Source organism: Roseovarius litoreus, assembly GCF_900142765.1.
Classification (GTDB): Bacteria; Pseudomonadota; Alphaproteobacteria; order Rhodobacterales; family Rhodobacteraceae; genus Roseovarius; species Roseovarius litoreus.
In genome coordinates, this window is record NZ_FRCB01000009.1 from 63,996 (window position 1) to 76,344 (window position 12,349).

The 12,349-nt window shown below is 62.4% G+C and carries 14 protein-coding genes; 1 reads left to right on the forward strand and 13 read right to left on the reverse strand.

Annotated features, from left to right (window positions below; translation table 11 throughout):
• Positions 1 to 80 precede the first annotated feature (80 nt).
• Positions 81 to 1,430 (reverse strand): aminotransferase class III-fold pyridoxal phosphate-dependent enzyme, encoded by a 1,350-nt coding sequence (locus tag F3H35_RS15545; protein ID WP_149780460.1) that lies wholly within the window; start codon positions 1,428 to 1,430, stop codon positions 81 to 83.
• A 914-nt stretch (positions 1,431 to 2,344) separates the two neighbouring features.
• Here F3H35_RS15545 and F3H35_RS15550 point away from each other — a divergent pair.
• Positions 2,345 to 3,022, forward strand: coding sequence for a DUF2848 domain-containing protein (locus F3H35_RS15550; protein WP_149780461.1), 678 nt, complete (start codon positions 2,345 to 2,347; stop codon positions 3,020 to 3,022).
• A 26-nt stretch (positions 3,023 to 3,048) separates the two neighbouring features.
• Here F3H35_RS15550 and F3H35_RS15555 read toward each other — a convergent pair whose 3' ends face one another.
• From F3H35_RS15555 to pgsA, 12 genes are all read right to left on the reverse strand, one after another.
• Complete coding sequence (locus tag F3H35_RS15555; RefSeq protein WP_149780462.1) at positions 3,049 to 4,050, reverse strand: 5-oxoprolinase subunit C family protein; 1,002 nt, start codon at positions 4,048 to 4,050, stop codon at positions 3,049 to 3,051.
• Complete coding sequence (locus F3H35_RS15560) at positions 4,043 to 4,732, reverse strand: 5-oxoprolinase subunit B family protein (protein WP_149780463.1); 690 nt, start codon at positions 4,730 to 4,732, stop codon at positions 4,043 to 4,045. The genes F3H35_RS15555 and F3H35_RS15560 overlap by 8 nt, the downstream gene beginning before the upstream one ends.
• Positions 4,733 to 4,739: 7 nt before the next feature.
• Positions 4,740 to 5,501 carry a LamB/YcsF family protein gene (locus F3H35_RS15565; protein WP_149780464.1) on the reverse strand — a complete coding sequence of 254 codons (762 nt, stop codon included), beginning with the start codon at positions 5,499 to 5,501 and terminating at the stop codon, positions 4,740 to 4,742.
• 10 nt (positions 5,502 to 5,511) lie between these two features.
• Positions 5,512 to 6,795, reverse strand: a complete 1,284-nt coding sequence (locus tag F3H35_RS15570; RefSeq protein ID WP_149780465.1) for a TRAP transporter large permease — start codon at positions 6,793 to 6,795, stop codon at positions 5,512 to 5,514.
• The gene (locus tag F3H35_RS15575; RefSeq protein ID WP_149780466.1) at positions 6,792 to 7,340 is read right to left on the reverse strand and encodes a TRAP transporter small permease subunit; all 549 of its coding nucleotides are present in this window, start codon (positions 7,338 to 7,340) and stop codon (positions 6,792 to 6,794) included. The genes F3H35_RS15570 and F3H35_RS15575 overlap by 4 nt, the downstream gene beginning before the upstream one ends.
• 41 nt (positions 7,341 to 7,381) lie before the next feature.
• Positions 7,382 to 8,413, reverse strand: a complete 1,032-nt coding sequence (locus F3H35_RS15580; protein ID WP_149780467.1) for a TRAP transporter substrate-binding protein — start codon at positions 8,411 to 8,413, stop codon at positions 7,382 to 7,384.
• A 32-nt stretch (positions 8,414 to 8,445) separates the two neighbouring features.
• A complete protein-coding gene (locus F3H35_RS15585) occupies positions 8,446 to 9,264 on the reverse strand; it encodes a putative hydro-lyase (RefSeq protein ID WP_149780468.1) in 819 nt (272 codons plus the stop codon).
• Between the two features lie 92 nt (positions 9,265 to 9,356).
• Positions 9,357 to 10,235, reverse strand: a complete 879-nt coding sequence (locus F3H35_RS15590; protein WP_149780469.1) for a LysR family transcriptional regulator — start codon at positions 10,233 to 10,235, stop codon at positions 9,357 to 9,359.
• A gap of 346 nt (positions 10,236 to 10,581) precedes the next feature.
• Entirely contained in the window at positions 10,582 to 10,878 is a 297-nt protein-coding gene (locus tag F3H35_RS15595) for an SCP2 sterol-binding domain-containing protein (protein WP_149780470.1), read from the reverse strand.
• Positions 10,879 to 11,068: 190 nt separating this feature from the next.
• On the reverse strand, positions 11,069 to 11,512 hold the full coding sequence (locus tag F3H35_RS15600) for a molybdenum cofactor biosynthesis protein MoaE (protein WP_149780471.1): 444 nt from the start codon (positions 11,510 to 11,512) through the stop codon (positions 11,069 to 11,071).
• Positions 11,513 to 11,517: 5 nt separating this feature from the next.
• Entirely contained in the window at positions 11,518 to 11,763 is a 246-nt protein-coding gene (gene moaD / locus F3H35_RS15605) for a molybdopterin converting factor subunit 1 (protein WP_007811588.1), read from the reverse strand.
• 4 nt (positions 11,764 to 11,767) lie between these two features.
• On the reverse strand, positions 11,768 to 12,349 hold the full coding sequence (pgsA, locus tag F3H35_RS15610; RefSeq protein WP_149780472.1) for a CDP-diacylglycerol--glycerol-3-phosphate 3-phosphatidyltransferase: 582 nt from the start codon (positions 12,347 to 12,349) through the stop codon (positions 11,768 to 11,770).

A 12,349-nucleotide genomic window follows, 5' to 3' on the forward strand; every position in this document is an offset into this window, starting at 1 on the left:
GCAATCCCGCAACCGGTCCGCACGATGACGGGATGGCGGGCCAATGGACCCGTCGTCCCTGTCGCGCAAGGCGTGCCGTGTCAGGCCGCCGCGAACCCCGCGTCCAGCGCGCTCAGGATGCGGTTCACCTCATCCTCGGTGATGGTCAGCGGCGGCGACATCAGGATGTTATGCGCCCCCAGCCGCACCATCGCCCCGGCCTCATAGGCCGTCTGGTGGATGCGCTTCATGGTGGCCGCGTCCATTGGCGTCTTGGCGTCCCGGTCGCTGACGATCTCGATCCCCGTCATCAACCCGTGCCCGCCGCGCACATCGCCGATGATGTCGTATTTTTCCGCCAACCGGCACACCCCGTCATAAAGCTGCGTGCCGCGCGCTGCCGCATTGGTCTTGGTGTCCAGCCTCAGCGTTTCGGACAGGCACGCCACCACCGCCGCCGCACCCACCGGATGCGCCGAATAGGTATAACCATGCCAGATCGCCCCCTCGGGTCCGGCATTCTCGAACACATCGGCCACTTTCTCGCTGAGCAGCGTGGCGCCCACCGGGAAATAGCCGCTGGTGATGCCCTTGGCACAGGTCATCATGTCGGGCTTGACGCCCCAATGCCGTGCGCCCGACCAGTCGCCGCTGCGCCCGAAACCGGTAATCACCTCGTCCGAGATCATCAGGATCCCGTATTTGTCGCAGATCTCGCGCATCAGCTTCATGAAGCTGGCATCCGGCACGATCACCCCGCCCGCGCCCTGGATCGGCTCCATGATGAAGGCCGCGATGGTGCTGGGATCCTGGAACTCGATCTCGTCCACCGCCGCCGCCGCGATCTTCTGCGCCAGAAGTTCGGGGTCGATCGCTCCGAACGGATTGCGATAGGTATAGGGGCTGGGCAGATGGAAACAGCCCGGCAAGAGCGGCTCATAGGTGATCCGGAACCGGTTGTTGCCATTCACGCTGGCGCCGCCGAAATGCGTCCCGTGATAGCCTTTCTTGAGGCTCAGGAACTTGGTCCGTGTCGGCTCTCCGCGCAGCCGGTGATACTGCCGCGACAGGCGCAGCGCGGTCTCCACGCTGTCCGACCCGCCGCTGGTGAAGAAGGCGCGCACCATGCCATCCTCGGCAAAGAACTCCTGCACCGCATAGGACGCCTCGATCGCGGGCGGGTTGCTGGTGCCGGCAAAGGCCGAGTAATAGGGCAGCTTCCACAGCTGGTCCGAGATCGCCTGCTTGATCGCGTCGTTCGAATAGCCAAGGTTGACGCACCACAGACCGCCCACCGCATCGACGACGCTATGCCCGTCGATATCGGTGATCTCGACGCCTTGGGCGCTCTTGATGATCTTGGGCGCGTTCTGATGCGCCTCCCCGGGATGACCCATCGGATGCCACAGGTGGCGGGCGTTCATCTCTCGCAGGAAATTGTCGTCTTTCATCGGAAGGCTCCCTCTGAGGCCTGAGTCGCGGATTTGATCAAACTGTTGCACCCGTGCGGCCCGCCTGTCCAGAGCCCGCGCCGCCCCTGCGTGCCGCCCCTGGCCCAAAGCGCCGGAAACTTCGCAAGTTTCCGCCCCGATGTCTTTTCAAGACATCGCCCCGCTCCCGGCTCGCCCCGAAGCGCATGATCCCTCGCGCCCGACGGCACAGCGGCCCTCAGACAGCCCCCGGGAATGCGCTTGGGTCACGCAAGCGCACCGACCGGGTAAAGCGATGACACCGCAACCATCAAGCGCCCAACGTCATCCCCCCGCTCAATCCCCTCACCCGGCGGAATAGCGGCCTTCAGGCCGCCCTCCATCGCCTGTCCGCCCTCCGGGCAGGCGATTGGCTGACGCAAGCGCACCGACCGAGTAAAGCGATGACACCGCAACCATCAAGCGCCTCTTTTCATCCCCCCGCTCAATCCCCTCACCCGGCGGAATATCGGCCTTCAGGCCGCCCGCAATCGCCTGTCCGCCCCCCGGGCAGGCGATTGGGCGATGCATGCGCGCCGACCGAGCAAAGCGATGACACCGCAACCATAAAGCGCCCCGATCCCCGGTCGCATCGCCCGCCCGCGGACAGGCGAGGGCGGTCTTGTGCGCCGACGTGGCGGGATTGCGTTGGGCTTCTGGTGTGCTTGAAGATCGGTCTGACCGGTGCTGCGCCTTGGGCCAAAGTCGGATGTCTGCTTTGGGCATCTGCGCAGGCCAATCCGGTCCGGGTCTCGACCCTGCGCGGCGGACTCTTACAGACTTCTGGAGCAATGAGTTGAACCGCCGCTGCTTCTGCCGCTTGCTCAACCGGCAAATTTACGATCCGATGGCTCATCACCCCGTTGCCTCTGGCACCGCCAATCACATCGATCATCATGAAAGGATCTGAAACCGTGGGTATCGTTTTCAATTTTGAAAACCCGAGCATCACCCTGACGCTAAACTCGGCTGTCGTCGCCGGATGGACGGGCAGAGACCAGGCGGCGGTGCAGCACCACATTGATGAGCTGTCCGAGCTTGGCATTGCGCCACCCAGCTCGGTGCCGCTGTACTATCGCGTCTCAACCGCGCTCTTGACCCAATCGGACAGGATCGAGGTTCTGGGCGAAGGCTCTTCGGGCGAGGTGGAACCCCTGTTGATCCGGGCGGGCGGCAAAACCTATTTCGGCCTCGCATCCGACCATACGGATCGCGATCTGGAGGCTTATTCCGTTGCCGCGTCCAAGCAGGCTTGTGCCAAACCTGTCTCATCCACTTTGTGGGACTTTGACGACATTGCCGGTCATCTCGATGATATCCGCTTGCGGTGCTGGATCGAAGAGAACGGGCAAGAGGTTCTGTATCAGGAGGGAACCCTGGCCGGCATTCGCCCGCTAGAAGAGCTGTGCGCTGGGGCCGGGTTTGCCGACGGGACAGCAATGCTGTGCGGCACCTTCCCCGCAATCGGAGGCGTGCGCCCCGCCCGGTCCTACCGGATGGAGGTGTCGGACCCGCACCGTGGCAAAACCATCGGCTTGTCCTACACGGTCGAGACGCTGCCGATTGTCGCCTGACGCGCCAAGGCGCATCACGGAACGCGTCAGTCGAAAACGCAGCCATGATTGAGGTTTTCACGCATTAATCGCTGCGCCAAAGTCCCGCGTGCCACCGAAACCTCGGCCAGATAGTCCGCCTTGCCAAGGGCATAGCTGCGGGCCTCTGCCACGGCCTGCGCGCTGGTGATCTCCACACAGCGCAGGCTTTGGCCTGCGCGATACTGTGCCAACCGGTCGATATCAGGCGAAATGACGGTGGCGATCTTGGGATAGCCGCCTGTGGTTTGATGGTCGGCCAGCAGCACCGTCGGCACGCCGTCGCCAGAGACCTGCACCGACCCGCGCACGATGGGTTCCGACGGGATCGAAAGCGCCCCGGCCAAGGGCAACTCCGGCCCTTTCAGGCGCATTCCCATCCGGTCATAGGCGTCGGAGACGGTAAAGCTGTCCGACAGAAACCGCGCCACGGTCTCTTTCGCGAAATGCTGATCTTGCGGACCGGTGACCACACGGATCGGCCCGGATGCCTGAAAGTCCGGCTTCCGGATGTCACCCAGACGATCCTCGCGCAGGGATGCGTCGGACAGGGTGATCGTTTGTCCCGTTTGCAAGGCCCCGCCGCCGAAACCGGATGTCGAATGCGTCGCCTGACGGCCCAACCACTCGGGCGCCATGATCCGACCCGCGACGGCAAGATAGGCCCAGCTTCCCGCCTTGCCTGCGGTGATCGACAAACGCTCGCCCTTTTGAACCGTCAGCACCGTCCAGGAGCGGGTCTTCTGACTGCCGAGCTGGACGGTAAAATCGCCACCCGCAATGGCCACTGTCACCGGCCCTTGGGTGCATTGGAGGATCAATCCGCCCAACGAGATTTCGATCCCCGTCTGCCCGCTTTCGTTGCCAAGCGCGGCATTGGCTGCGTCAAACGCCAGCCGGTCCATGGCCCCGGATGCAGGAACGCCGAACCGCATGTGCCCGGGTCGGCCCGCATCCTGCACTGTGACCAGCGGGCCTGCGAAGGCGACGGTGAACGCTGCCTCAGCCATCGGCGCCTGCCTTGTTCAGCTTTGCAAAGGTCGCGGCATCGATCCGTTCGAATGTCACCCGGTCCCCGACATCGAAGAGGAACGGATGATCGGCATCGCCTGTCAGGATCGCTGTGGGGGATCGACCGATGATCGACCAGCCCGTGGGCATTGTCAGCGTCGTGACAAGGCATTGCGGCCCGGCGATGATCACGCTGCCGGCGGGGACATCGCGCACAGGCGCGGGTTTGCGTGGGACCTGAATGGCCTTCGCGACGCCCGACAAGTACGCATATCCCGGTGCGAAACCGTACATCAGCACGCGAAAATCTCCGGCCAGATGGGCCTGTATCACCGACTCCGGCGCAAGGCCCGTTGCCGCGCTCACGGCCTCCAGATCGGGCGAAAACGGCGCGTCGTAACACACCTGCACTATGCGGGACGTTCCCGCAGACGGGGCCTCGATCGTCGCCCGCAGGCAGCCCTGAACATGGGTCTTGATGGCGTCATGATCCGTCACGATGGGGTCGAAGGACACCAGCAGGTTGACCATGGCAGGGACGGTTTCGATCATGCCCTCTGGCGGGGCTGCACCAAGCGCTGCATCCAGCGCCAGCACCGCGCCATGCGCGCTGTCCGAGATTTCGTCAGCGAAGGTCACAAGCAATGCGTGATCGGCGATGGCTTTGAACTCTGGGGCCATGTGATCCTCAGTTGCCCAGGAAAGACGCGATTTGAACGCCTTGCGCCATCAACCGGTCGCGGATTTCAAGGGCCATCGCCAAGGCACCCGGACTGTCGCCATGCACGCAGATCGACTGCGCCGCAAGCTCGATCGGGTCACCGTCGACCACGGGCATCCTCCCGGTTTCAAGGAACGACACCAGACGCGCCGCCGCCTCGCCGGCATCGTGGATCATGGCACCAGGCTGGTCGCGCGGCACCAGTTGGCCCGATGACAGATAGCCGCGATCTGCAAAGATCTCGGAATATACGCTCAAGCCTGCCGCGCGGGCCGCTTGTTCGGTCTGGGTGCCGGAGATCGCCAGAACCGCCATATTCGGGTCGATCCTGTGAACGGCAGCCATGATGGCATCGGCCACGGTGCGATCCCTTGCGGCAAGGTTCGCCAGCGCGCCATGCGGTTTGACATAGGCCACCGGCACGCCAACCAATGCGGCCACGCCCTGCAAGGCGCCGATCTGGGCCGCGCACATGCGCGTGATCTCATCCAAGGACATGGGGATCACCCGCCGTCCGAACCCGATCGGGTCAGCGTATCCCGGATGCGCACCCACGGACACGCCCTTGTCATGCGCCAGCGAAAGCGTGCGAAACATGGTTTCGGGATCACCGGCATGACCGCCACAGGCGATATTCGCAGAGGTGACGATGGACAGGATCTGCGCATCATCGCCCATATCCCAAGGGCCGAATCCTTCGCCCAAATCCGAATTCAGGTCGATGCGCATGGCCTAAGTCCTATTGCAAGGTGGTGGGCAGGAACAACGCGATGTTGGGGAACGCGATCAGCAAAAGCGCCATGGCCAGCATCGTCAGGCAGTAGGGGATTGCGCCCAGCATGACCTCGTTCAGGCTCCCTGACTTGCGCGCCCCTTGCACAACGTAAAGGTTCAGACCGACGGGCGGAGTGATCAGCGCCATTTCGATCAGCACGATCATCAGGATACCGAACCAGATCACATCATAGCCCTGCACAAGGACCATGGGCACGATGATCGGGATCGTCACCACCATGAGCGACAGGGTTTCGATGAAAAAGCCCAGCACGATATAAAGGACGACCACCACAAGGATGAAGCCCAAGGGCGACAGGCCCAGCCCTTCCATGAATGCCGTCAGCTCACGGCCCAATCCGGCCGATGCCAGCGTGAAATTCAGGAACGCCGCACCCATGACGATCAGCATGATCATCGAGGTGATCTTGATGGTCCCGGTCAGGCTTTTCTTCAGCATGTCCCATGACACGCCGCCAAAGGCGAAAGCGATCAGGAACGCGCCTGCAACGCCCACGGCGGCGGCCTCTGTCGGGGTGGCCCAGCCACGATAGATCGACCCCACGATCAGTCCGAACAGGATCAGGATCGGGATCAGATCGATCAGCGCCCGCAGCATCTGCGCAAACGGGAATGTCCGGCGTACCCCGCCCAGCTCCGGGCGAATGACACAGATGATCGCCGTGACCGCCATGAACGCCAAAGCCAGCGCGATACCGGGGATCAGACCCGCGAGAAACAGTTGCGGGATCGAAGACTGCGTCAGGAACCCATAGACAATCAGGTTGATCGACGGCGGGATCATGATCCCCAGCGTGCCGCCCGCCGCAATCGCGCCCGAAAAGAGCTTGGGATCATAGCCAAGCTTTTCGGCCTGTGGCATGGCCACGGTCGCCACCGTGGCTGCCGTGGCGACGGACGATCCCGAGGTTGCGGAAAACATCGTGGCGGTCGCCACATTGGCATGGACCAATCCACCGGGCAGCCAGCTGACCCAGCGATCAAGCGCGGCATAGGTGCGCGTGGCGACCCCGCTGCGCACAAGCACTTCTCCCAGCAGAACGAAAAACGGAATGGCGATCAGCGTCGCGGAATTGGACGACGACCAGACCATGTTGCCCAGACCGCGCGTCAATGGAAAACTCGAAAAGAAGGTATCAACCCCGAAGCCCAGCAGGAACAGGACGATGCCAACCGGAATGGACAGGGCCAGCAGCCCCAGAAGCCCGACAGAAACAAACCCGATCATTGCAGTGTCTCCTGCTCGGCAAAGGCGCCGACCATGGCTTCGCTGTCCTCGAAGCGGCGTTTGATGAGCAGGCTGAGCGCGGCGAGCGTTGTCAGGCATGACATGACCGCAAACCAGACCCAGCCTGCAAACCAGGGAAGCTGAACCCAGGCGAGCGGCGTCTCGAGCGGCGTATTGGCCCGCGATCCCATCGTCAGGGAACGTTCCAGAACCGGCCAGGCCTTGATCGCGATGGTGATGATCACACCGGACATCACGATCATCGAAAAAACATCCAGCAAGGCGCGCCCGAAACTTTGAAAGCGTGACCGCAGCAGGTCAATGCGGACATGCCCCAGCTCCAGCAGCGTGTAGGACATGCCCCACGAGGTCGCGAGCGCCATGGCGTAACCTGCGATTTCCTCGGTCCCGCCAAGGGACGCACCTGTTTGGCGCATGATGATATCGAGCAGCACAAAGGCCGCGCAGGCAAGCAAGCCAAAGCCAACGGCCAGCGCCACCCCCCTGTTGATCACCCGAAGGCCGTGAATCATCTTGCGTTCCATGGTCGGTACGTCCCCTGTCAGTCGCTCAAGGTCGCAAGACCTTACTCGATTGTCACGCCGACAACCTGGCCGACGCTGGCATTCCAGCGTTGTGCCCAGTCGCCGCCCGCGCGCTCTGCCCATTCCGGCAGAACCTCACTGGTGAGGATCTCGCGTGCACGGGCGAAATCGGCGTCACTGACCTCCACAAGGGTCATGGACCGTGCATCACCCGCCGGGCACTCGCCGTTGCCCGTCAGGCAGGCGATGTCGTTGACCAGGGCGTTCTGCGCGCTGTCCCATGCGGGATCTTCGAAGCCGCTGGCGATTTCGCTGGTGATCAGCGCCTGCATGTCGGCATCGAGGCTGTTCCATTTGTCCAGGTTGATCGCGGTGACCACCGAATCCCAGCCACCCAGCGGGATCGGCAACAGGTGCGTGGACACTTCCCACCAGCCCGCGCTGTAGCCCGAGCCTGCACCGGTGACCGCGCAATCGACGACGCCGTTCTGCAATGCGCCCGGAACTTCGGCGAAGGACACGTTCACGCCCTCGGCCCCCAGAGCCTCGAGCAGTTTGGCGGTCATACGGCCTGATGCGCGCACCTTGAGACCTTCGAGATCGGCAAGGCTCGCAATCTCATGGTTGCAGAACACCACCTGCGGCGGATAGGGCGCAATGGCCAGCACGTGGCTGTTGAAACGATCACGATAGATGTCCGAGACCATGGGGCGGGCCGCGTCAACCATGGCGCGCGCCTCATCGGCGGTCAGCGCCACAAGCGGCACATCAAGCCCTTCAAGCTCGGGCGCGTCGGCCACCGCATAGTCGGCCACGGTCATGGCGACATCGTAGACGCCCTGTCCCAGCAGCGGATAAATATCGCCCAGTCCAAGGCTCATCTGGTTGTGGGTCGTCAGCTCGACCGTGATGGCGCCACCCGACGCTTCGGGCAGGGTGGTGGACCAGAACGGCGTTTCGTACTCCTTGTGCAGCGGCAGGCCGGACCAGCTGCCCACAACGGACAGGTTTTCCGCATAAGCCGGCGCGGCCAGTGCCGCTGTTGCGGCGATAATCGGGATCATTTTTTTCATGGTCTTCGTCTCCTTGTTGGTTTTTTCGGTCTTTAGATGAGGATTGTTGTTTCGGCGTCTTCGGCCACATCGGCAATCAGCATGTGACCGGGTGAATGCGTGATGCAGATCGGCAGTGCCGCGTCCAGCAGCACATTCTGCGGGGTGACCCCACAAGCCCAATAGACGGGGATTTCGCCGTCCTTGATCTCGACCGCGTCGCCCCAATCAGGGGCGGAGAGATCGGAAATGCCGATGGTCGCGGGGTCGCCGACCGCGATGGGCGCGCCGTGGGCTTGCGGATAACGGCGGCTGATCTCGCGCGTGGCGTCAACCTGTTCGGCGGGGATCGGGCGCATGGTCACCACCATCTGCCCGCCAAACCGCCCCGCAGGCACCAGATCGATGTTGGATTTGAACATCGGCACGTTGCGGCCGGTTTCCAGATGGCGCACGGGAATACCATGACGCACCAGCGCATTTTCAAAGGTGAACGAACACCCCAGAGCCACCGTCACCAGATCGGCGGTCCAGACGTCCGAAATGTCGGTAACCTCCTCGCTCAACGTGCCGCCCCTGAACACGCGATACCGGGCGACATCCGTGCGAATGTCGATGTCGCGGCCCAGTGTGGGCAGCTTTGCGTCACCGCTGTCACCGACGCCCACAATGGGACAAGGCTTGGGATTGCGCAGACAAAACCGCAGGAAATCGAGCGCGTATTGCTCCGGCAGTATCGCAAGGTTGCATTGCAGCTTTCCAGCCGCCAACCCGGCCGTGTGGCCTGTATAGGCGCCGCTGCGGATCGCGGCACGGACATCTGCGGCAGAGGCGCCAATCAGATCGCTATGTGAAACTGCGGTTGTGGTCACGCTGGCCCCCCGATTATCCGTCTCAGCATCACATGGGGTTAGGCCCTCAATCAAATTATCATTTTATATCTGTAGTGATAGATTTTTTATATCTACTTCGGATGCGACCTGTCCCAGTCCACAGCCACCGCACGCGCCATTTCCGCACTTTTTTCAACAAGAAAACTGCGGGGCTCGGATAAATAGGACGCCGTGAACGACAGCGGCTTTGGCCGGAACCCCGGATCGAATTCCACGATCTGCCCGGAGGCAAGGAAATCATTCGCCAGCGCGCGGGGGTACGGCCCGACAGCGATTCCCGCCGCGATCATCTTCAGGCTCGCCGACAGCGAAGCCGAGGTGAAGACCCGCAATTTCGGCCCCACCCGGCGCGACAATTCCGACATCAGTTCGCGGTAGGGCCGTGTCTGGCTGGAGTATGAAATGACCGGGATCTGGGTGAGGTCGGTCTGCGTGTTGGCGGCGGCCCGGTACCAATGCAGATCAAAAGACGGCAAATCGACGTTCTCCACCGAAAATTCCGACACCGGCCCCATCAAAAGGGCAAGGTCCAGCTTCCGCTCCAGCAGCGCTGACCGCAGATTGAGAGAAATATCCACCGTGAGATCCACGTTCACCCGGGGGTAGTGTTCGCTGAGCGCCTTGAGGAAATCAGGCAACCACGCCTGCGCGATCGTCTCCGAGGCGCCGACGCGGAACAGGCCTTCGGTCTCGGACGGGTTTGCAACGCGCTGCTTGATCTCTTCCTCGACGAACAGCATCTGTTCGACATAGGACAACAGCAAGGTGCCCTGTTTGGTCAGGATCAACTCACCCATGCCGCGCTCGAACAAGGGCACCCGCAGCTCTTGTTCCAGTTTGGCGATGCGCGTGGAGATGGCGGGCTGCGACAGGTTCAACCGCTCCGCCGCGCGTCGAAACCCGCCGAGACGGGCCACCCAGAGGAATGTTTTGATCTGATCGAATGTCATGACCCATTCATAGAATGGATCACTTGGGCCGCAAAGCGATTAAGAAATACGTGCACATGCACCAGGCCCGATGTCCGCCGCGCCCCGCCATCGCCTGTCCGCCCCCCGGGCAGGCGATTGGGTGACGTCAGCGCGCCGATTGAGTGATGCGATGACAGGGCAGCCATTAAGCGCCCCGAAATACCGTTGCATCGCCAGCCCGCGGACAGGCGAGGGCGGTCTTGTGCTGTGACGTGGCGGGTTTGGGAGGGCGTAGCAGGTTTCTAGGCTATCGGTGCGAAACTCGACAGCCCGTCGGGATGATCATCGGCGCTGAGGTGTCATAGCCAAGAAATCACCCCACGCCTCACCCCACCAATATCCCGCTCACCTTCAGCGCCCGTTGCGCGCTGCCCTCGACCTTGAGCTTGCCGCCCATCACCGCCATCACCGGGTTCTGATCGCCCGACAGGATCGCCCGGAACACCGCGTCGCTGGCGATCAGCGCCACGTCGGCCTCATCGGCCGCGTCGCAGGCCCGCGCGCCGGTCTCGTCCAGCATCACCGCACCCTCGCCGGTAATCACCAGCTTCGCCGTGCCGCGCAGCGTGCCGGCCACCTTGGGTGTCAATGTCTCGATATAGCTCTGGATCAGGTCGCTCATGGCCTCGTCCCCCGTCTGAAACTCGCACAAGCGGTGCCCCGGATCAGCGGCCCCGGCAAGCGGAACCTTGGGTCACGCAGGGGCACCAAAAGGGCATTTGTGTACGGGATGGACACAAATTCGCAGGATCGACCCTCGGATCGTCCCAAACCCGCGTAGGTTTCGTACGAACCCTACGCAAAGCGCCTGCTCACCAGCGGCTCAGAGCGTCCTCATCCTCGTCGCGCGCCGCGACCCAGGCGGCGTCCTGCCCGGTGACTTCCTTTTTCCAGAACGGCGCCCGGGATTTCAGGAAATCCATAAGGAATTCAGCGCCTTGGAATGCATCGACCCGGTGCCGCGCCGAGGTGGCCACCATCATGATAAGATCATCGGGCCGCAGCCGTCCATAGCGATGAATCACCAGAATATCGCCAAGATTCCAGCGGCTTAGCGCCTCTTGTCCGATCTTTTCAATCGCCGCTTCGGTCATTCCGGGGTAATGCTCGATCTCCATCACGTCCAGATCGCCCCCATCCAGATCCCGAACGATCCCGGTAAACGTCACCACAGCCCCCATCCCCCTTTGCCGTTCGGCAAAGGCGCGGGCCTCGTCCCCAAGATCGAAAGCGGCCTCCTGAACACGGATGTCCATATCGCCTAACCCCCTGTCATTGGTGGGAAAAACGCCACTTCCCGGACCCCGGCCAGAGAGGCGTCGAAATCCGAAAGCTCCTGATCCACCGCCACCCGCAGCGCGCTCAGATCCTCGAACGCGGCGGCATAGCGCTCTTCGCGGGCGCGCAACTCCTCGACCAGATCGCGCACCGTGGCGGCCTGCGTCTCGATCCGGTCCTTGGGCCGCCCGATCCGTTCCCTGACCCACGCGAAATAGAGCACATCCATGATCTTAGTCCTTCAGGTAAGGCATTGATTTTCTTAGGTAATCATAGCCTGTCACCAATGTCAGCGCAGCCGCGATCCACAACAGCCACAGCCCCGCATGGCCCAGCAACACCGCGCCCGGCGTATCCGCACCGAAATAATGCTCGAACACGCCCTGCGCAAACAGCACCGCAATCGCCACCATCTGCGCCGTGGTCTTCCACTTGGCCAATTGCGTGACCTTGAGCGTTCCGGCCGTATCCCCCAGATACTCCCGCAGCCCGCTCACGAACACCTCGCGGAACAGGATAAAGGTCGCCGGCAACACCAGCCATGGCGACATGCTCGAATATCCCACGATCACCATCAGCGCGATCACCACCATCGCCTTGTCAGCAATGGGGTCTAGCATCGCTCCCAGCTTTGTCGTCTGTTTCCAAGCCCTTGCAAGATAACCGTCGAACCAGTCCGTGATCGCGGCGCTGATGAACAGCGTCAGCGCGAACCAGTCCGCCCAGGGACGATGGAAATACAGGAACATCACCGCCACGCCGGGAGCGGCCAGCAGCCTCAGAACGGTCAGCAGATTGGGCAGGTTCCACGTCAT

What these genes read in the sequence shown, in the direction of transcription:
- F3H35_RS15600 (WP_149780471.1), bottom strand. Translation starts at nt 11,512, where the DNA reads ATGGACATCCGTGTTCAGGAGGCCGCTTTCGATCTTGGGGACGAGGCC.
- F3H35_RS15580 (WP_149780467.1), bottom strand. Translation starts at nt 8,413, where the DNA reads ATGAAAAAAATGATCCCGATTATCGCCGCAACAGCGGCACTGGCCGCG.
- F3H35_RS15575 (WP_149780466.1), bottom strand. Translation starts at nt 7,340, where the DNA reads ATGGAACGCAAGATGATTCACGGCCTTCGGGTGATCAACAGGGGGGTG.
- moaD (WP_007811588.1), bottom strand. Translation starts at nt 11,763, where the DNA reads ATGGATGTGCTCTATTTCGCGTGGGTCAGGGAACGGATCGGGCGGCCC.
- F3H35_RS15570 (WP_149780465.1), bottom strand. Translation starts at nt 6,795, where the DNA reads ATGATCGGGTTTGTTTCTGTCGGGCTTCTGGGGCTGCTGGCCCTGTCC.
- F3H35_RS15550 (WP_149780461.1), top strand. Translation starts at nt 2,345, where the DNA reads ATGAAAGGATCTGAAACCGTGGGTATCGTTTTCAATTTTGAAAACCCG.
- F3H35_RS15590 (WP_149780469.1), bottom strand. Translation starts at nt 10,235, where the DNA reads ATGACATTCGATCAGATCAAAACATTCCTCTGGGTGGCCCGTCTCGGC.
- F3H35_RS15545 (WP_149780460.1), bottom strand. Translation starts at nt 1,430, where the DNA reads ATGAAAGACGACAATTTCCTGCGAGAGATGAACGCCCGCCACCTGTGG.
- F3H35_RS15595 (WP_149780470.1), bottom strand. Translation starts at nt 10,878, where the DNA reads ATGAGCGACCTGATCCAGAGCTATATCGAGACATTGACACCCAAGGTG.
- pgsA (WP_149780472.1), bottom strand. Translation starts at nt 12,349, where the DNA reads ATGACGTGGAACCTGCCCAATCTGCTGACCGTTCTGAGGCTGCTGGCC.
- F3H35_RS15560 (WP_149780463.1), bottom strand. Translation starts at nt 4,732, where the DNA reads ATGGCCCCAGAGTTCAAAGCCATCGCCGATCACGCATTGCTTGTGACC.
- F3H35_RS15565 (WP_149780464.1), bottom strand. Translation starts at nt 5,501, where the DNA reads ATGCGCATCGACCTGAATTCGGATTTGGGCGAAGGATTCGGCCCTTGG.
- F3H35_RS15555 (WP_149780462.1), bottom strand. Translation starts at nt 4,050, where the DNA reads ATGGCTGAGGCAGCGTTCACCGTCGCCTTCGCAGGCCCGCTGGTCACA.